The sequence below is a fragment of the Paenibacillus sp. HGH0039 genome (assembly GCF_000411255.1).
Taxonomy (GTDB): domain Bacteria; phylum Bacillota; class Bacilli; order Paenibacillales; family NBRC-103111; genus Paenibacillus_F.
Window position 1 is genome coordinate 1163794 of sequence record NZ_KE150413.1, and the last position, 19783, is coordinate 1183576.

The 19783-nt window shown below is 53.4% G+C and carries 17 protein-coding genes and 1 pseudogene; 13 read left to right on the forward strand and 5 right to left on the reverse strand.

What is annotated here, in order from left to right:
- Positions 1-50 precede the first annotated feature (50 nt).
- Positions 51-194 (reverse strand): hypothetical protein, encoded by a 144-nt coding sequence (locus HMPREF1207_RS29930; protein WP_009674608.1) that lies wholly within the window; start codon positions 192-194, stop codon positions 51-53.
- Positions 195-547: 353 nt separating this feature from the next.
- A complete protein-coding gene (locus HMPREF1207_RS29935) occupies positions 548-715 on the reverse strand; it encodes a hypothetical protein (RefSeq protein ID WP_009674578.1) in 168 nt (55 codons plus the stop codon).
- A gap of 1014 nt (positions 716-1729) precedes the next feature.
- On the opposite strand from HMPREF1207_RS29935, the gene HMPREF1207_RS29940 reads away from it, so the two are divergent.
- From HMPREF1207_RS29940 to HMPREF1207_RS19630, 3 genes are read left to right on the forward strand one after another with little or no spacing between them, the layout of a single operon-like run.
- Positions 1730-3124 carry a sensor histidine kinase gene (locus tag HMPREF1207_RS29940; RefSeq protein WP_196809674.1) on the forward strand — a complete coding sequence of 465 codons (1395 nt, stop codon included), beginning with the start codon at positions 1730-1732 and terminating at the stop codon, positions 3122-3124.
- Entirely contained in the window at positions 3121-3744 is a 624-nt protein-coding gene (locus tag HMPREF1207_RS19625) for a response regulator (RefSeq protein WP_009674584.1), read from the forward strand. Before HMPREF1207_RS29940 ends, HMPREF1207_RS19625 begins: the two co-directional genes overlap by 4 nt.
- 24 nt (positions 3745-3768) lie before the next feature.
- The gene (locus tag HMPREF1207_RS19630) at positions 3769-4707 is read left to right on the forward strand and encodes a polyprenyl synthetase family protein (RefSeq protein WP_009674619.1); all 939 of its coding nucleotides are present in this window, start codon (positions 3769-3771) and stop codon (positions 4705-4707) included.
- A gap of 41 nt (positions 4708-4748) precedes the next feature.
- Here the strand turns inward: HMPREF1207_RS19630 and HMPREF1207_RS19635 are convergent, their stop codons facing one another.
- Positions 4749-5294, reverse strand: coding sequence for a hypothetical protein (locus tag HMPREF1207_RS19635; protein WP_231392161.1), 546 nt, complete (start codon positions 5292-5294; stop codon positions 4749-4751).
- A gap of 2 nt (positions 5295-5296) precedes the next feature.
- A complete protein-coding gene (locus tag HMPREF1207_RS19640; RefSeq protein ID WP_009674587.1) occupies positions 5297-5629 on the reverse strand; it encodes a YtrH family sporulation protein in 333 nt (110 codons plus the stop codon).
- Between the two features lie 229 nt (positions 5630-5858).
- On the opposite strand from HMPREF1207_RS19640, the gene hisC reads away from it, so the two are divergent.
- The 10 genes and pseudogenes from hisC to HMPREF1207_RS19690 all read left to right on the forward strand — a co-directional run bounded on the left by hisC (position 5859) and on the right by HMPREF1207_RS19690 (position 18562).
- Complete coding sequence (gene hisC, locus HMPREF1207_RS19645) at positions 5859-6953, forward strand: histidinol-phosphate transaminase (RefSeq protein ID WP_016423918.1); 1095 nt, start codon at positions 5859-5861, stop codon at positions 6951-6953.
- Between the two features lie 47 nt (positions 6954-7000).
- Positions 7001-8200, forward strand: coding sequence for a pyridoxal phosphate-dependent aminotransferase (locus HMPREF1207_RS19650; RefSeq protein WP_009676680.1), 1200 nt, complete (start codon positions 7001-7003; stop codon positions 8198-8200).
- Positions 8201-8507: 307 nt separating this feature from the next.
- On the forward strand, positions 8508-12701 hold the full coding sequence (locus HMPREF1207_RS19655; RefSeq protein WP_009676665.1) for a DNA polymerase III subunit alpha: 4194 nt from the start codon (positions 8508-8510) through the stop codon (positions 12699-12701).
- Between the two features lie 93 nt (positions 12702-12794).
- Positions 12795-13329 (forward strand): annotated as a pseudogene (locus HMPREF1207_RS19660) (phosphatidylglycerophosphatase A family protein).
- 435 nt (positions 13330-13764) lie between these two features.
- The gene (locus HMPREF1207_RS19665; protein ID WP_009676703.1) at positions 13765-13953 is read left to right on the forward strand and encodes a hypothetical protein; all 189 of its coding nucleotides are present in this window, start codon (positions 13765-13767) and stop codon (positions 13951-13953) included.
- An 84-nt stretch (positions 13954-14037) separates the two neighbouring features.
- Positions 14038-14904 (forward strand): acetyl-CoA carboxylase, carboxyltransferase subunit beta, encoded by an 867-nt coding sequence (gene accD / locus HMPREF1207_RS19670; protein WP_009676707.1) that lies wholly within the window; start codon positions 14038-14040, stop codon positions 14902-14904.
- On the forward strand, positions 14894-15868 hold the full coding sequence (accA, locus tag HMPREF1207_RS19675) for an acetyl-CoA carboxylase carboxyl transferase subunit alpha (protein WP_009676686.1): 975 nt from the start codon (positions 14894-14896) through the stop codon (positions 15866-15868). The genes accD and accA overlap by 11 nt, the downstream gene beginning before the upstream one ends.
- Positions 15861-17621 (forward strand): pyruvate kinase, encoded by a 1761-nt coding sequence (pyk, locus tag HMPREF1207_RS19680; protein ID WP_009676700.1) that lies wholly within the window; start codon positions 15861-15863, stop codon positions 17619-17621. The genes accA and pyk overlap by 8 nt, the downstream gene beginning before the upstream one ends.
- 110 nt (positions 17622-17731) lie before the next feature.
- Complete coding sequence (locus HMPREF1207_RS19685; protein WP_009676667.1) at positions 17732-18163, forward strand: acyl-CoA thioesterase; 432 nt, start codon at positions 17732-17734, stop codon at positions 18161-18163.
- Between the two features lie 3 nt (positions 18164-18166).
- Positions 18167-18562, forward strand: coding sequence for an FxsA family protein (locus HMPREF1207_RS19690; RefSeq protein ID WP_009676697.1), 396 nt, complete (start codon positions 18167-18169; stop codon positions 18560-18562).
- A gap of 90 nt (positions 18563-18652) precedes the next feature.
- Here HMPREF1207_RS19690 and ytvI read toward each other — a convergent pair whose 3' ends face one another.
- Complete coding sequence (gene ytvI / locus HMPREF1207_RS19695) at positions 18653-19777, reverse strand: sporulation integral membrane protein YtvI (protein ID WP_016423920.1); 1125 nt, start codon at positions 19775-19777, stop codon at positions 18653-18655.
- Positions 19778-19783: the final 6 nt, after the last annotated feature.

Genomic DNA, 19783 nt, shown 5'->3' on the forward strand with positions numbered 1-19783 from the left:
TTCTTTCTGTCGAATACATGTCCTGATTATTAAAGAAGACACAACACGGGTTAGTTGCTTATCTCTAATTTCTGCTGCAGTTTCTCCCAGGAGGATTCCAGCTGCAGCCGTGGTACTTCCACAGTTTCGAACTTTTCGATCAGCGTATCTTTGAGAAGATCTTCAAAAAAGTTATCGAATTGGTACTGGGTCATAAATAACACTCCTAAGTTCTGGTCTATGGATAAAAATGTATACTTTTATATTATCTTTAAAACCTTACAGATTCAGCGCAATTTTGTTTCGCAAGGATGCAAAATAATTTTCACTGATGCGCAAGAAAGAAGGATAATAATGGAAAAAAACGCGTTCTGCTTTAAAGACGTACCCGGGATTGCATGTCTTAAAGTCGTATCCGGTAGTGCAAGCATCCCTGTTTCCTTGAACAAGTACGCAATCCGGCTTGCGCACATATGCAGTCTAGTGCATACGAACCATAAAAAAAGATTGCCTATCAGCTCACTGCTGATAGGCAATCTTTTTGTTTTTTGCTATGATGTGGATAGGTTTACCACATAATATATCTTACTTCTGGTTTTTCGCTTGCCAAAGCTTTCTGCAAGGAATTCACTTCAATCTTTGTTAAAGATTCGGAGGATGCGGATGCGGATTTGGAACCAACTGCTTCTTTAACAGCTTGTTTCAGTTCGCGGGACCATAGTACTGCCGTTTGCATGACAGACACCTCGCTTTGTTCAGAATATATAACTTATTACCTATACTACAATAAAAACTGGAAATAGAAAAGGTGATTTTAATGAATTACAAAAAGAAATGGGTCATCTTGCTTTTATTAGTAATCGTTTTCCTGCAGGTTTCTTTTTTTAAAGTAGCCTACCGATACCCGTATTTAGGAATACTGGCGGAACAGAATGCAGTGGGACAGTGGTACATAGCAGGATTAGAGAAGATAAGCATCGGCGATAAGGTTGGTTTTAAAACAAACGATATTGTAATTTCCATTGACGGTAAAGATCCGTCGGAACATGCGACTGTACAAAAGTATCACAGTATAGAGCAAGCGGACAAAATCACTATTCAAAGAGACGGCCAAACCTTGGAGTTTTCCTTGAAAGAATACTCCACGTCGATGACGATTGATATTCTTTCATTGATCGGAGAAATCTTTGCTTTTTTGTTTGCTTATTTCTTATATACTCGAATAGCAAATTCAGTATCGGCTTCCATGCTTTCCGTAGTATTTGCAAATATTGCGCTGATCTTCATGGCCATAGGCGCCTCGACACGGGCGGACATTCTGGCTAAAGGAGTGACTATGACCCTGGTCGCTGCCCTCCCTTTTGTGTTTCTTCACTTTCTTATTATGTTCTTTAAAGAGAGATCAAGCTTCAGCTTGCCGACCTATTTTATGAAATATGTTTACGTAGGACTGATTATTTTTACCGGGATACAGGCAGTCATGTTTCTGCCCTCTGCCGAATTTGAATTTTATTCGGAAGTTTATTACGGAACCATTTTTATTTTCATCCTGGGATTTACACTGAATCTCGCGCTGCTGGCTTACTTATACATTAAGTACCGAAAAACGAATGATTATTTGTTTACAGTGATTAGGACAGTTGTAATTGCTCTCATCTGTTCATTTTTTCCACTGGTATTTCTTACTTTCCTGCCAAGGCTAATTCTTAAACAAGAGCTCGCGTTTTCATATTACAGCGGGTGGTTTGTGATGATCTTTCCGGTTGTTTTCGGTTATTTGATGATGTCCAAGCAGCTCTACGATCTGGATATTCTTATAAGAAGGGTCTACTACACCGCTTTTATTTCCACTCTGCCCAGCGGAGTATTGGTAATTGTCAATTACTTCATCTTTCAGAAGGATGCAAGTCTCAAGCATTTGGTCATCAGCTTCTTGACGACTTTAATCGTGCTTACTTTCGTCACCTATTCTCTCGAATACTTCGCCACCAGGCTCGAGAAGATTATGTTTCCCAGGAAATATTACCTGCAGCAGGCGCTGAAAAAGATCGCGAGCGATCTTGGCGGAATTACAAACTTTCGTGAGTTGAGAGACATTGTCCTGGTTGATATTGTGGATACCTTGCAGGTGCTCGGGGGAGCGATCGTGATCCAATACGCGGATGGAAATCTGGAAATTATCAGCGAGGGCAGCATTGACGAGAAGGAAGTGCGACGCCGGATTGTGGGGAACGACTGGTTTGATTCTGATTATACGCGAACGCTCATCAAGGGGCATGAAGAGTATATCTCTTTTCTGGTCATGACCAAGAAAAAAACGAATACGTTCATGAACCGGGAAGAGAGCGAATGGCTGAGCCTCATTATCTCGTATTTGTCCGTCAGCCTAGAAAACCTGTATCTGATCCGCAAGCTGAACATGAAGCTCCTGGAGCTGGCCTCGGAGCTTCCCAACCAGGAAGGCAGCGAAGAATACGTCTGGTTCCGCAAGACCATGTTCGATCTGCAGGAAAAAGAACGGACGCGGATCGCGACCGATTTGCACGATACGACTATGCAGGATATTTTCTTCGTTCAACGGAAATTAAAAAATCTTCAGAAACAGCTGCTTAATCCCGATGAGCACCGGCAGCTTAAAGATATTTTGAACCATCTGGAACTGATCAATATGAATTTGCGGCAGTGCTGCTTCGAACTGAATCCTTATCTGCTTAAAAATATCGGGCTTGTCCGGGCCCTGCAGAACCTCGTGGATACCGAATCGAGTCTCGGCGATTACGAAATTCAGTTCGTGACGGAAGGAAAGACGACGGCGATGGAGAATCTCGATTATGAGGCGAAACGCCATATTTTCCGAGTCATTCAGGAATTGATTACAAATGCGAAGAAACATTCGCAGGCCAGCCGGCTTTTCATCCGGCTTGTCGCAAGCGGAAGCGAGGTTAGCATTCGCTATGAGGACGATGGTATCGGGTTTAGACCGAATTCGTCGTCAGGCAAGACAGTCGGCCGTTCCGGTATGGGCCTGGAGCAGATGAAAGGCCGGGTCTTGCATTTAAACGGGCAGTTCACAATGGAGTCCATGACGGGTAAAGGCGTTGAAGTCAGAATTCAGATCCCTATAAAGGAAGGCATACCGACATGAACAAAATACAACATATCCTAATAGTTGATGACCATCCCGCCATGGCTTACGGCACGAAGTTTATTCTGGAGCAGGAGGAGAATATTCAAGTGGTCGGCGTCGCGACGACGGGGGAAATGGGCGTCGAAATGATGGTGCAGTTGAATCCTTCCATCATTTTTCTCGATTTTCACCTTCCGGATTTAACGGGCATGGAAGTTGCCGTCAAGATGAAGGAATTGAATAAGGACGTTCAGATCGTGATTTTTACGGGCATTGATTATATGCCGATTCTGAACAACCTTCTGGAGCTCGGCGTTTGCGGCATCATGTCCAAAGACTCGAGCGAGGATCAGATCCGCAACATGATGAGGGCCTTGAAGGAAGGCCAGTCCGTCATTCCGATCTCCCTCCTGCATCAGATGAGGCTCAGCCACCCGGATGATGATTTGTCGAGCTTGACCGACGAGGAAATCAACATCATGAATCAGATCGTCAAAGGCGCCACCAATGAGCAGATTGCCGATGAGATTCATATGAGCAAGCGATCGGTGGACAACTACGTGCGCAAGATCTACGACAAGTTCGGGGTGAAATCCCGGGCTCAGGCTATCGAGAAGTTTTTACAAATCAAGCGTTGACCAATCCCGAAAAGGCGGTGCAGCATGAAGGCTGAAGTTTGGAGCGATATTCAGAATCTCATTGAAACTTATTTTACCGTACCTTCCTTGAAAGAACTGCTGTTGAAAAGCGTGGCGGACAAGAAAGAAGAGCACTCCATCTGGGGAGAGCTCACCTGGAGTGTTCACGATCTGCTGGGCGGAAGCAATCCGGCCATTCACCGGGCCGCCGCATTGACCGAGCTTATGCTGCTTGCGCTGGATATTATGGACGATATCCAGGATCAGGACAATACGGAGAAGCCGTGGATGACCGTGCCCCAGGAGCAGGCGCTGAACGTATACACGGGACTCGTGACGGCGTCCGTCTCCGAATTGGGAGCCCTCCGACGCCAATACCCGGCCTCTCCTCTGCCCGATCCCGCCAAAGTATGCGAATTCATTACGGAGGCGATTAACGGACAGCATCTGGATGTGACGAATGCCGTGCAGACGGAAGAAGACTACGTGGGAATGGTTCAGCGTAAATCCGGTACGCTCGTTCAGCTGGCTTTGTATATGGGCTACGCCTGCACGGATGCGAACGCCGATGAAGATACCGTAGGCAAGCTGAATCGTCTGGCCGTCTATATGGGACTGATGGCTCAGCTCGACAACGATTTGAGCGATCTGCTCCGTTTCGATTACAAGAACGATCTCGTTCAGAAAAAGAAAACCATCCCGGTCCTGTTTCTTCTGGACGAGGAAGATGCGGAATTCCCGGTTATCCAGCAGTATTACAACGGTGAAATCGACCAGCCCCAATTTTTAAAACATAAGCCGCAATGCGTCCAGTATGTCGTGGACTCCGGCTGTATCGAATACACGCGCACGATTCAGAACTTGTATCTGCACCATGCGGACGAGCTGTTTGCCGAAATTCCGGCCGCTTCCGCGAATAAAGAGGCTTTCCGGGAGATCGCACTGGCCCGTTTCGAGCTGTAACGCCCGGTTTCAGCCTTTTCTACCTATTTTAATAGGAAGGGCTAGTAAGAGCCTTTAAAGGCGTCATGATCCGGCACGATCGTTCCTTTGTCGGGAAGAGCCTGCTTCTTCGGTTCGTCCGCCGTAATCCACACGGTCAGCTCCGATTGTACGAGCGCCATCGCTTTGACATTGACGATGTAGTCTTTATCGATTACGCCGTAATACGTTTTGCTCGCGATGAGGCGTTCGTACAATTGGGGCGAATCCCGGATTTCCCCCAGCTTCTGTCCTTCGACGATTTTCAGGTCCCTTTTGACCCGGTCCTCCAGCGCTTTCTGAACATGGCTTTCCAGCGGATGCTGAATATCATTGTACAAATGGACGGTCACACGCGTGATCAGTCCCTGTTTGTTCTTGAATTTGTTCAGCGTTTCGATATCCAGTTGAAGCCCGTTGTTTTCTTTTTTCAGGTTCCAGTTCTCGATCACGAGCACGTTGTAGGTATGATGATACAAGCTTAGAAACACGGCGCTGCCCACAATCCCTCCCGCCAAAAAAAGCCCGATACCCGCGAGGAAGCGGGGATAACGGTCGAAGCTGGGCATTTTCAAGACTGCCCGCCCCCCTTGCAGATCAGCTGGATGAGCGATGTACCCATGTGCGCCCCGATATAGGCGCTGATGATCAGCAGAATTTGCTTGAAAGCGGGAGAAAGCTGCCCGTCCTGAAAGTTGTCCTGGATCATCCGGATGGGGTCGATCGTGCCCCCGATTGCGGCGACCATCGCCCAAATTTTAATGTTCTCGGCGATAAGCAGCATCTTATAGGTTGGGGGCTGGAGCGAAAGAACCGAGCCGATTCCCGCCAGCATGCTGCCTCCCATAACGACGCCGAAAGCTACGAAGAAATTGAGTATCGCGGAAGTGACAAAGCCCGTCACCTGATTCCCTTCTTTCTTTTTTGGACTTCTGTGCGGTTTTAATAGGGTCCCTTTGGTAAAGTCTATGAAGTTCCGTGAGCGTTTATGATAGAGAAAAGAGACAAAGCCCGCGATTCTTGCAGAACGGCTCCGGTCTCTATTTTTTTTGCTAGAATCTCCGGAAAATTGCGTTATACTGATTAAAAAGAAATTTCACCGGAGATCACAAAGAGCAAAGGAGGCAGGTTTCTTGTACGCCAAAGCCCACATTCGCAGCATGGCTCCCTACATACCCGGCTTTCAGCCGGAAGCGGAGCAGCAGGTCATCAAGCTCAATTCCAACGAAAATCCTTATCCGCCCTCACCCGATGTGAGGAAGGCGCTGGCTGGTTTCGATTACGCTCTGCTGAGGCGTTATCCCAATGCGACGGCCGAGCCCGTAAGGGAAGTGCTGGCGGACATCTACGGTGTGAACCGCAATCAGGTGTTCTGCGGCAACGGTTCCGATGAGATCATTTCCCTCCTGTTCAAAGCGTTTCTGGAGGAGGGAAGCACCATCGCCCTGCCGTATCCGACTTATTCGCTTTACCGGACCGCGGCGGACATCCACCGGGTGCACTGCGAATTCGTACCGACCCGGGAAGATTTCAGCATCGATACGGAAGCTCTGCTCGCCGTGCCTTCCCAGGCCATCATTCTCGTAAATCCCAATGCCCCTACGGGATTGCTAGTGTCCGTGGATGCGATTGAAGAGCTTGCCGGCCGTTACAAAGGGCTTCTGATCGTCGATGAAGCCTATATCGATTTTGCCGATGGAGAAGCGAGCGCCTTGAGGCTGATCGGCCGCTGTCCGAACCTGCTGATTCTGCGCACGTTATCTAAATCGTATTCGCTTTGCGGAATTCGCTTCGGCTATGCGTTTGCGGACGAGGCTCTGATCGAGGCGCTCGACAAATGCAAAGATTCCTACAATGTGAGCATGCTCACGCAAACAATCGCGGCCGCCGCGCTGAGGGACCGGTCCTATTTCGGCGAGACCGTCGGCCGTATCCGCGCGTCCAGAAGCAGCTTAGGCGGCAGTCTTCGCAGCCTCGGGTTTGCCGTTCCCGATTCGGAGACGAACTTCCTGCTGTGCACGCCTCCGGCCGGATCGGGTTTATCCGCACGAAGGATTACGGAGTGGCTCGCGGAGCGGTACGTGTACATCCGGCATTTCGATTCCCCGCTGCTTGAGGACAAAATCCGAATCAGCATAGGCACGGAAGAGGAAAACCTTAAGCTGCTGACACTCCTTAAAGAACTGCTTAACAGGCCGGAGGACGAAACGGCTCCATCGGAGGATTAAATCTTCTTTTCGTTTACAAAAATAAAATGTACCAAAGGAGCAACGCTATGACATCTCCAGCGAAAGGCGCAATTTCTGAAAAACTCGCAGGCCAGCTTGAAAAGGGCTCCTGGATCCGCAAGCTCTTCGACGAAGGGAAGCGGCTGATCGACATTTACGGAGCCGATGAAGTGTATGATTTCTCGCTTGGAAATCCGGTAGTCGAGCCGCCCGAGGCTTTCCTGAAAGCACTAGCCGATACGGTAAACAGCGGCGAGCTGGGCAAGCACCAGTACATTCCGAACCAGGGGCTGCCTTCGGCAAGGCAGAAAGTGGCGGACTATCTCAACGGCCGGTACGGGGGCAGCGTCAAGCCCGAACATATCGTCATGACGGTCGGAGCGGGCGGAGGGCTGAACGTAGTCCTGAAAAGCATCCTGAATCCGGGCGATGAAGTGATTCTGCTGACGCCTTACTTCGTGGAATACGACTACTATGCCGACAATCACGGCGGCGTCGCGGTTCATGTTCCCCTCGCCGACGATTTCAGCGTCGATACGGAACGTGTCGCCCGGGCGATCACGGAGAGGACCCGCGCGATCATTATCAACACCCCGGGCAATCCGACCGGCACGCTTCTTACGCAGGACAATTTGAACGAACTGGGAAAAGTGCTTGCCGAAGGCGAGAAAAAACACGGCGGCCTGATCTACATGGTGTACGACGATCCGTACAGCCAACTGGTTTACGACGCGGTTCCGCCGAACCCGTTTGCCGCATACGGGCGTACGATCCTCGTCAGCTCGTTCAGCAAAGACCTCGGAATCGCCGGAGAGCGTCTCGGTTATGTCGCGGTCGACGCTTCGGCAGACGATGCGCAGCTGCTCGCCCAGGCGTTCGTTTTCAGCAACCGCACGCTCGGATTTGTCAACGCGCCGGTTATGATGCAGCGTGTCATTACGCGTATGGATACGCTCGCCGTCGAGCAGCAGGAATACCGCAAGCGGCGTGATCTTATGGTCGGCGTGCTGCAGGAGGCCGGGTATGAATTCACCGTGCCGCAGGGAGGCTTTTTCATCTTCCCGAAGGCACCGATTGCAGACGACGTCGAGTTCTGCCTGAAAGCGGTGCAGGAGCATCGTCTTCTGATCGTGCCGGGAAGCGGCTTCGGGCGGGGCGGGCATTTCCGTCTGTCCTACAGCGTGCCCATCAAGCAGATCGAGCGCTCCGGCAAAGTATTTAAGGCGCTTCTGGATTCTTACCGGTAATCAAGCGGCGAGAGAGAAGAGTACGGAGAAAGCGGGAGAGGCAGGCTGCTAGCCGTTTCCAGCGTGTTCGGCCGCCGGGTGGCATTCCGGCACGTAGTGCCGCGCGATCGACCCCCAAGCAAAGAGAAGCTCCTGCTGCTGCATGGCAGCAAAAACAATAAATAACCGTCTGTGTCCCTACGGGTGCAGGCGGTTTTTTTAAGATAAAAACGGGCCGGGGGCGAGATTTTTTCGGGGCGAACGCATTTTCGCCTTTTTGAAAATTGTGATAGAATAGAAGAAAGGAAGTTTCGGAGGAGTAATGGCCATGAATTCGTTTATACATCTGCATGTTCACAGTGAATACAGCCTGCTTGACGGGGCCGCCCGCATTCAGGACCTCGTGGAAACCGCCTCGCAGTTGGGCATGAAGTCACTTGCGCTGACGGATCATGGCGTCATGTATGGGGCGGTACCGTTTTATAAGGCGTGCCGGGCCAAGGGCATCAAGCCTATTCTGGGCTGCGAAGCTTATTTTACGGAAGGGACGATCCGCACCAAGGGAACGCGGCAGGAGCAGCCGATCTATCATCTCATTCTGCTGGCCAAAAATATGCAGGGCTATCAGAACCTGATGAAGCTGTGCTCGGTCGGTCATCTGGAAGGATTCCACTATAAACCGCGCATTGATCACGACCATCTCGCCCGTTATTCGGAAGGGCTTGTTTGTCTGAGCGCATGCCTGGGGGGAGAGGTGTCCCAGCATCTGCTCCATGACCGCAAGGAACAGGCAAAAGCGGCCGCCGAGCGGTATCGTTCTATTTTCGGCGAGGACTTTTACCTTGAAATTCAGGATCACGGTTCCATCGAGCAGAAAAAAGTCATGCAAGGCATGATCGAGCTCAGCCGGGAGACGGGCATCCCGCTTGTCGCCACCAACGACGTGCATTACGTCAGGGAACAGGACCATGTGGTGCAGGATGTGCTTCTGTGCATCGGAACCGGCAAGACGGTGGACGATCCCCAGCGCCTTAAGTTCGAGACGAGCCAGCTTTACCTGAAAAGCGAAGACGACATGCGCAAACTGTTCGCACATGTACCCGAAGCGCTTGACAACACGCTGCTTGTGGCGGAGAAGTGCGAACTGGTTTTGAATTTCGACCAGTCCATTTTGCCGAAATTCAAACCGATCCCCGAGGGGCTCGGCGCGGGGGAATACCTCAGGGAGCTGTGCACGGAAGGTCTTGCCCGGCGCTATGAGAACCAGCCGGGCTGGAATGACCTGCAGGGGGAATACCGGCAGACGCTGGAGACGAGGCTTTCATACGAGCTTGGCGTTATCGAGAGCATGGGCTTCTCGGATTATTTTCTCATTGTCTGGGATTTTATCCGTTTCTCGCATGAGCACGGTATTATGACGGGGCCCGGAAGGGGGTCTTCCGCAGGAAGCCTCGTTGCGTACGTGCTCCGGATTACCGATGTGGACCCTATCCGGTATAAGCTGCTTTTTGAGCGTTTTCTGAACCCGGAGCGGATCACGATGCCGGATATCGATATCGACTTTAACGACGAACGGCGGGACGAAGTTATCGATTATGTCGTGGCGAAATACGGGCAGGAGCATGTTGCCCAGATCATCACCTTCGGGACGATGGCCGCCAAGGCCGCCGTACGCGATGTGGGCCGGGTGCTGAACGTTCCGTACAACGAAGTGGACCGCGCCGCGAAGATGATTCCGGGACAGCTCGGCATGACGCTTGAAGCGGCCCTGAAGGTGAACCCGGATCTGAAAGATCTGGCCGAGAAGCAGCCTAAAACCGCGGAACTGCTGAATATGGCGAAACGTGTCGAGGGCATGCCCCGTCATGCTTCGACACATGCCGCGGGAGTTGTCATTTCGCGCGAACCGCTGACCCATTATGTTCCCTTGCAGGAGGGAACCGGCCAAACGCCCCTGACCCAATATTCGATGGAGCATCTGGAAGCCATCGGCCTGCTCAAGATGGATTTTCTCGGCCTGCGGACCTTGTCCATCATCGAACGGACCTTGAAATCCATTGAGGAGCAGGAAGGCATCAAACTGGATCTGGCGAAGCTGGACATGGATAACGATCCTCTGACGTACGAACTTCTGGAAAAAGGGGAGACGACGGGGATTTTCCAGATGGAGTCACCGGGAGTACGCAAGGTGCTGCGGGATTTGAAGCCCTCGGGCTTTGAAGATATCGTCTCCGTTATCGCCTTGTACCGTCCGGGACCGATGGAGTTTATCCCCCGGTACATCGAATGCAAGCACGGGCTGACACAGCCGCAGATCCCGCATGAAGCGCTGGTTCCGATCCTTAAGGATACGTACGGTATTATCGTTTATCAGGAGCAGATTATGCAGATCGCTTCGGCAATGGCGGGCTTCTCGCTAGGGGAAGCGGACCTGCTCCGTCGTGCCGTTTCCAAGAAGAAGCGCGAAGTGTTGGACGAGCAGCGCGCGCACTTCGTGGAAGGAAGCGTCGGGTTAGGCTATAAGGAGGAAGAGGCGAACGGCGTCTACGACATGATCGTGCGGTTCGCGGATTACGGCTTCCCGCGTGCGCATGCCACTGCCTACGGTGTGCTGGCTTTCCAGACAGCGTACTTGAAGGCACATTATCCGCGGCATTTTATGGCTTCCATGCTGACGGCCGTCGTCGGGAATCACCGCAAAACGGCCGAGTATGTCGACGAATGCAGACGGATGAAGCTTGAAGTACTTCCGCCGGATGTGAATGAGAGCGGCGTTAATTTTACGCCTGTCGCTCCTAAAGCATCTTTGCCGGCTGCAGAAGGGGCAGGCGAAGGGCACGGAGGGACGGACAACGGAGATAAGGGCCTCGAGGGGGCCGCCGTTACGGCCGGAAGCGGTCATTCGAAGGGTGAAGATGGGGGGAGTGGAGATTCCGGGGAATCCGCCAAGAGCGATGCCGGCGCTTCTCCTGCCGGTAAGGGTGCCATCCGCTTCGGTCTGGCCGCGATCAAAAACGTCGGCACGAACGCCATCGAAGCGATCCTCAAGGAGCGGCGTGAGAAGCCTTACGAGAGCCTGCTCGATTTCTGTCGGAGAGTGGATCTGCGCGTCTGCAACAAACGCGTGATCGAATCGCTCATCCAGGGAGGGGCGCTTGACGGCTTTCCCGGTCACCGCGCCCAATTTGTCGCCATGCTGGACGATACGGTGGAGGCGGCGGTGAAATGGCGGAAAGAGCGGGATGATCTGCAGCTTCACTTATTCGGCTTCGTGGAGGAACCGAACTGGGAAGTGGAGATTCCGGAGGTTGCCAGGCTTTCCCGCACACAGCAGCTGGAGTATGAACGTGAATTGCTGGGACTCTATATATCCGGTCATCCGCTCGATGACCATCAAGAGCTGCTGCAGGAGCTGGAAGCGGACCCTCTGCATTATTTGCAGGATTATGCCGATAACAGTGAAGTTATCGTGGCGGGTATGGTTGTCTCCAGCAAAACGATCGTCACGAAGAAAGGCCAGCCTATGGCCTTCATGGATCTGGAAGATCGGATAGCGCGGGTCGAAGTGGTTTTATTCCCCGAAGCGTGGAAAAAACATGCTCCGCTCGTGCAGAAAGGCAGCGTCGTGCTTGTCAAAGCGAAGCTTCAGCTGCAGGACGAAGACCCGCCGAAGCTGCTGGCGGAGGCAGTGGCCGCGCCGGACGATCCGGCCGTCCGCCGCTGGCAGCGCCGTCCGCTGCGTCCGGGCGGCCAGTCCGCCTCCGGCGGCAGTGCGCCGCGGGGAGCCGGGGCTGCGCCGCAAGGAGGGCGCGCCGGAGAGCGCGGCGCTGCGGCCGGGAACGCCCGCAGCGGGCAGCCGGGCGGAAGCCCGGGAGCAGGCAGCGGCGCGAACGTGAGCCCGGGCGCCGGCACGCGCCCCGGCGGAGAAGGCGGCGCCCAAGCGGGCGTAAGCGGCAGCGCACGGCCTGCCGATGGCAGCAGCCGTGCGGACGCGGCCTCCGGACGCGCACAGGCGCCCGGCCGTGCCGCAGGCTCTGCGCGCAGCTCCAGCGTGGTGCGCGAGACGCGCCGCGGAGCCGCTGGCTATGGCGCCGGAGAGCCCGGGCCTGCAGCCGGCGAAGCCCGCAGCGGGCAAGACGGCGGCCCGGGTCCGGGCGGCGAAGCCACTGCCCACGCGGGCTCGTCCGGACGCGCCGCAGACCGCGGCAGTGCGGCCCCGCAGCGCTCATCCGCAGCCAAGTCTGCGGATGAGCCACGGCGCCCCGCCGCGCAGGGCACACCCGCCGGGGCGTCCCGGCAGCGGGTGTACGTCAAGATCGCGGCTCACCTGGAGGAGCCGCACAACCTCGTGAAGCTGCAGGAGCTGCTGCAGCTTCACGCGGGTCCGCTGGAGGTCGCGCTGTTCTACGAGCGCACCCAGCGGCTGCTGGCTTTGAGCGGCCAGTACCGCGTCAAGCCTTCTCCGGAACTGTTCCGTTCGATCGAACAGCTGATGGGCAAAGATTGTGTAAAGGTGAAATAATCCTCCTTTTTCCGGCATACATTTGTAAATCCGCCAAAAGCGGCAGCCTGTCCGCAGCTGCGCGGTAACAGCCGGATAAGGGAGGAATGAAGCATGAGTACAGAGCTGGTGCTGCAAATGCTGCGGGAAAGGGGAGTGACCGCGGAGAGTGTTGCCGAAATTGTTCTCCAGCTCCAGAAGCCGTATAACAAGGCTTTAACAATAGAGGTTTTGCCTGGAGAGCGTGATGACCGTGCTTGCCAAACGCGAAGTGCAGTACACCCTGATGACCGGTATCGCACTGGACGAGCTGGCGGAACGCAAGCTTCTTCCCGAACCGCTGCAAAGCATTCTGGAAGCGGACGAGCCCCTCTACGGGGTGGACGAGACGCTGGCTTTGGGAATTGTACATGTGTATGGTATGATCGGGCTGACGAGCTTCGGTTATCTGGATAAGCAGAAAATAGGCGTGATCCGCGATCTCAACGACCATCAGCGGGAGATTCACGTGTTTCTCGACGATCTCGTGGCCGGGCTGGCCGCAGCGGCATCCGCCAGAATCGCTCATCAAAACAAACCCGTTTCGACTTATTTCGAGGAACTTTGCGAAACCGGCGAAACCGGCGTGGATACGAAAGAGCCCGCATAGCCCGGCTTTTATCTGCGGCAGGCGCTCGAACGTTCAGGCGCCGTCTCGGCGAATCGGTCGGGACCGCGGCGATAGCGTCCGCGTGTCCGATTCACAAAAACTTCACCAGCCCGTGGGCGTGGGAAGTTTTTTTTGTCGGGCTGATAGGGTCCAGGGAATATTTTACAGAGGAAATGCCTTGGTATCCGGGCGGCGGAAAGCGGTTCGCGGCATGCTCCATCCTTCTTTTTCCATGTTTAATCTCAGGTGTCAGCGGAGCGGAAGCCTCTTAGGGAAGACAACCCTTCCTTGCGGGAAAATTAGAGGTTGTGTTATCATTATTCCATTGTATAGAACTTGAGAGAACGGAAAGTGAAGGCTAGAGATACGCTGCCGCGTCATTTTCATTTTGGCGCTATCCATTTTACCCGGGTACTGTTGAGGAGGTATATCCCCATGTGGACCGTGATTTATATTGCCCCCACCGCCAAAATTGCGGAGCGTATAAAGCAACGCCTGTCGGAGGAGGGGTTTCTGGTCCAAATTCGAGCAATCTCCATGACCAAGAACCAATTTGAAATCGTGGTTCCCGAGGGTGAAGTGGAAGAGGTTCAAGAAGTACTCAACACCATTTTACATCGCTGACCGCAGCGGTTGCGAAGGCGTGTTTTACGAAACCTCCGCAGCGAGACGGCTGGAGCGGAAATTGTAAGCCAGAGAGGTGCAAATGTGCTAAAGGATCTTTTTCAGAAACGCAAATATGCAACGATCCCTTCCGAGAAAGCGAAACGCGATATACCCGAAGGGCTGATGAATAAATGTCCGCGCTGCGGAACTATTCAATACAGTAAAGAGCTTGAGAAAAACTTGAAAGTCTGTACGTCCTGCAATTATCATTACAAATTAAATGCGATGGAACGTATGACGATGACCCTCGATGAAGGGCGTCTGTTCGAGTATGACGAGAATATGATTTCGGAAGACCCGCTCGGATTTCCGGATTACGAGAATAAAATCACCAAAGCGAAGGACAAGACCGGCCTGAAGGATGCCATCGTTACCGGTGAAGGTACGATCGGCGGATATCCGGTCGTCTTTGGCGCGATGAGTTTTGACTTTATGGGCGGCTCCCTGGGCTCTGTCGTAGGCGAGAAGCTGACGCGCGCCATTGAGAGCGCCATCCAGAAGAAGTATCCGCTCATTCTGTTTTCGACTTCGGGCGGCGCCCGCATGCAGGAGAGTATTCTCAGTTTGATGCAAATGGCAAAAACGAGTGCGGCTATTCAGAAGCTTGACTCGGAAGGCGGCTTGTTTGTCTCCGTCATTACCGATCCGACTTTCGGAGGGGTTTCGGCAAGCTTTGCCATGCTCGGCGATATTATTATCGCGGAACCCGCGGCATCGTTCGGCTTCACCGGCCGACGTGTCATCGAGCAGACGATCAAGCAGAAACTGCCCGACAACTTCCAAACCGCGGAATTCAACCTTCTGCGCGGACAGGTGGACAAGGTTGTGGCACGCAAAGATATGCGGACAACGCTGATCAAACTGCTTGACATGCACGTGATGAAAGGGGATGCGAATTATGGCGGGTGAATTGTCATTTGAGCAGCCACTGACTGAGCTTCGCAGCAAAATTGACGAACTGAAGCGTTTCGGTGAAGAGAAGAAAATCGATTTCACGGATGAAATCAGACGTCTGGAGGAACGGTATGCCGAGCTGCAGCAGGAATTGTATTCGACGATGTCCGCATCGGAGAAAATGCAGTTGGCCCGGCATCCGCAGCGTCCGACGACCATCGACTATATAGAGAGAATCTTTACGGACTTCGTAGAGCTTCACGGAGACCGTCTGTATGGGGACGACCTCGCCATTATCGGAGGCGTCGCCAAGCTGGACGGGCTTCCCGTTACGGTCGTCGGTCATCAGAAGGGCAAGGACACGAAGGACAACATTGCCCGCAATTTCGGCTGTCCGCATCCGGAAGGTTTCCGTAAAGCGCTTCGTCTGATGAAACAGGCGGACAAGTTCGGCCGTCCTGTCATTACGTTCATCGATACGAAAGGGGCGTTTCCCGGCAACGCCGCCGAAGAGAGGGGCCAAGGGGAAGCGATTGCGCGCAATCTGCTTGTCATGGCCGGTCTTCGCGTGCCTGTCGTCTGCGTCGTGATCGGCGAAGGAGGCAGCGGCGGAGCGCTCGCGCTTGGCGTCGGCAACCGGGTGCTGATGCTTGAGAACGCCATTTACTCAGTTATCAGTCCCGAAGGGGCCGCATCCATTTTGTACAACGATGCATCCAAATCCCTGCATGCCGCGGAAGCGATGAAAATCACCGCCAAGGATATTGCGGAATTGGGCGTTATCGATAGCATCGTCTCTGAACCGCAGGGTGGTGCCCATCGTGATCTGGAGCTCCAGTCAGCGAATATTAAAGCGGCCGTTCTGGAGCACATGCAGCCGCTGTTAGCGATGTCGGAAGAGGAACTCAAAGAAGACAGGTACCTCAAATTCAGACAAATAGGCAGATATACATTTACTCAGGAGGGTAACCATGCGTAAGACAAAAATTGTATGTACGATCGGACCGGCAAGCGAGTCCAAAGAAAACCTCAAGAAGCTCGTAACGGCAGGAATGAACGTGATGAGACTGAACTTCTCTCACGGCGATTTTGAAGAGCACGGCGGCCGGATCAATAATCTCCGCGCTGCCTGCGAAGAGCTCGGAGGCCGCAATGTATCCATTTTGCTGGATACGAAGGGGCCTGAGATCCGTCTCGGCAAGCTGAAAGAAGAGCCGATCGAACTGGCCGCAGGCGAGATGATTACCCTGACGACCGAAGAAATTCTCGGAGATCGTGAACGCGTGTCCGTAACCTACGAAGGTCTGGCGGAAGACGTTAAGCCCGGCGACACGATTCTGATCGACGACGGTCTGATCGGTCTGACGGTTGAGGCCGTTCAAGGAAACGATATCAAATGCCGCATCGTGAACAGCGGTCCGATTAAAAGCAAAAAAGGCGTGAACGTTCCGGGCGTCAGCATCTCGCTGCCGGGTATTACGGAAAAAGACGCTAACGATATCGTATTCGGTATCGAGCAGGGCATCGATTTCATCGCCGCTTCTTTCGTCCGTAAAGCTAGCGACGTGCTTGAAATCCGCGAGCTGCTTGAGCGCCATAACGCTTCGCACATTCAGATCATCTCCAAGATCGAGAACCAGGAAGGCGTTGACAACCTGGATGAAATTTTGGAAGTTTCCGACGGTCTGATGGTTGCCCGCGGCGACCTTGGCGTGGAAATTCCGCCAGAGGACGTGCCGGTTGTGCAGAAGCAAATGATCAAGAAGTGTAACTTGGTCGGCAAACCGGTTATTACCGCTACGATGATGCTTGACTCCATGCAGCGCAATCCGCGCCCGACCCGTGCCGAAGCAAGTGACGTGGCCAACGCCGTGTTCGACGGCTCCGACGCGATTATGCTGTCCGGCGAAACGGCTGCCGGGAAATATCCGGTTGAAGCGGTAGAAACCATGTCCCGCATCGCACAGCGTGCGGAAGCGGCTCTGGAATACCGCGAGATTTTCCTGCGTCAAGCGCACGCGCTGCAAACGACGGTAACGGAATCCATTTCCCAATCCGTCGCGAACGCCGCTCTTGAACTGGATGCCAAAGCGATCGTAACCGCTACGGAAAGCGGCTATACCGCAAGAATGGTATCCAAATACCGTCCGAAGGCGCCGATCGTTGCGGTAACACGCAACCCGCAGGTTATGCGCCGTCTGAACCTCGTCTGGGGCGTGCAGCCTGTCCTTCTCCACGGGGACGCGCAAACGACGGACGAGCTGTTTGAGCAAGCGGTCGACGGAAGCATCCGCGAAGGCTATGTGGATCTCGGCGATATCGTCGTGATCACGGCCGGCGTGCCGATCGGAAGCTCCGGTACTACGAATCTGATGAAGGTTCACCAGGTCGGCGAAATGATCGCCAAAGGAACCGGTATCGGCACCCAGCACGCGAAAGGTATTGTCGTGACGGCAGAAACAGCCGAAGAAGCCATCAGCAAAATGAAAGACGGCGCTATTCTGGTCACCAATACGACCGACAAGGAATATATGCCGGCTATCGAGCGTGCGGCGGGTCTGATCACGGACGTGGGCGGGATCACATCCCACGCCGCGGTAGTAGCTCTCAGCCTGGGCATCCCGGTTATCGTCGGTGTTGACCGTGCCCTTGACCTGATCAAGGACGACATGGAAATTACCTTGTTCCCTGAAGTAGGGATTGTGTACTCGGGACGTGCGCGCGTCCTGTAAGCGATTCGGATAAGAAAGGAGTGAGTCCGCCTGGTGCGGGTTCACTCTTTTTTTCAAACTATAAGGACAGAGCCTCGAAACCGCTGAAACAAAAGATAGGAGGATGAATCTTGCCGAATGAAGCAACGAATGAGCGCGAATGGTTTCCATACGGCGTCCGGGTCAGGTATCAGGAAACCGACCAGATGGGAGTCGTGTACCATGCCAATTATTTGACCTGGCTGGAAATCGCCCGAACGGAATATATCCGGGACAGAGGATTTCCGTACAAGCGGATGGAGGAGCTGGGACTGCTGCTGCCGGTCGTCGGTGCCGAACTGAAGTATGTGCGTCCGGCCCGCTATGACGACGAGCTTACGATTCTGACCCGCGTTACAAGCTACACGACGGTGAAACTGGAGTTTGAGTACGAAGTGCGGCGCGGAGAAGAACTTCTTGTTACGGGCATCACGAGGCATGCTTGGGTGAATCTTTCCTGGAAGCCTGTACGTATAGATAAAGAAGTGCCTGAATTATACGAATGGCTGCAAAGGGGTGGATAGCCGGTGTTACGCATAGCGCTTGCCGTCTTTATTATCGTTCCGGTCCTTGAGATCGCTTGTATCATCGGTATGGCTCATCTGATAGGGGGCTGGATGACGTTCGGGCTGATTCTGCTGACGGGTCTTCTGGGGGCTCTTATCGTGAGAAAGGAAGCGTCCCGTTTCCTGCCTTACGCCCGCAATCAACTGTCTATGGGCCAGAATCCGTCGGATTCCGTGCTGGACAGCGTCTGCGTCTTTGTCGGCGGACTGCTGCTGATCGTTCCGGGCTTCCTTACCGATTTGGCGGGTCTGCTTCTGGTGCTCCCATTTACACGTTCCTTGTTTAAAATGGGGCTACTCGTCCTGCTGCAGAAGCTAATGAGAAACGGACGGTTCATGTTTATTAACCGCAGGTAAAACGAAAAACGAAAGCGTCGAAACAGCAGCAAACGGTGCCGTTTCGACGCTTTCGATTAAGCAGGTCGAAGAAAAGCCCGGTCAGCGAACCTACGTGTTCGCGGCCGGGCCATTTTTTATGTAACGGGCAATATCGTGGAAGACGTTCGCTTTATAGACTGCCGTCAGGACCACCATGAGCACGGGGCCGAGGATAAGTCCTACGACGCCGAACAGCTTAAGTCCCACAAACAGGGCGATCAGGGCGGCGAGCGGATCCAGCCCTACACTTGAGGCGAGCACTTTGGGCTCCATTATCTGCCGCACGATGACGATCAGACCGTACAGGACGGACAGTCCGATTCCGAGGAAGAGGTTGCCTTTGAAAAAGCAGTAAATGATCCATGGAACGAGGACGGCGCCGGTGCCGAGATAAGGCATCAAATCGCACAAGCCGATCAGAAGGCCGATGGTGACGGCGAAATCCACACGCAGAATAACCAGCCCGATAATGACCGCGACCGTTGTCAGGGAAATCAGAATAAGCTGAGCGCGCATAAAGCCGAACAGCGCCTTCTGCAGATCGCTGGAAATGAGACGGGTCGCTTTGCGGACGGTTTCCGGCACCAGTACGGTGTAGCGCATCACGAGACGGTACCAGTCTTTGCTGATAAAGAAGGTCGCCATCAACACGATAATCGATACGGTCGCGATGTTAGGCAGGGACTGGATGATATGAATCAGCGAGTTGACGATATATTTCAAGGCATTGGAGCTAAAATCGGCAATCGTTCCCGTAACGGAGCTGAGGTTGCTGCTGAGATCCAGATTGTTGGCTCTCATGAAATCATTAAGCTGTCCGACAATCCCTTGAAACCAGGCCGAATTCAAAAATCCGGTCGCCTGATCTTTCCAGCCATTGATCATACTTTGTAAATTTTCAGCCAGTGTTCCCAGCTCTACGATCACTTTCGTCACCAGCAGGGTCATGGCTGTAACCGTGATGGCGATCAATAGAAGGATGACCAGCGTGGCGGACAGCCAACGCGGCATTTTGGCCTTCCGCTGCAGCATGTTGACGATCGGATTGAGCACATAGGCCAGCAGCCAGCCGATGATAAAGGGATAAATCAGCGGGGACACGTACCGCAGCAGCAGCCAGCCCGCCACGAGGCACAGCAGGACCAGAGCTCCCCGGAAAATTTTGTGCAGCAGGTACGGATTGAACACTCTCATAGGCTT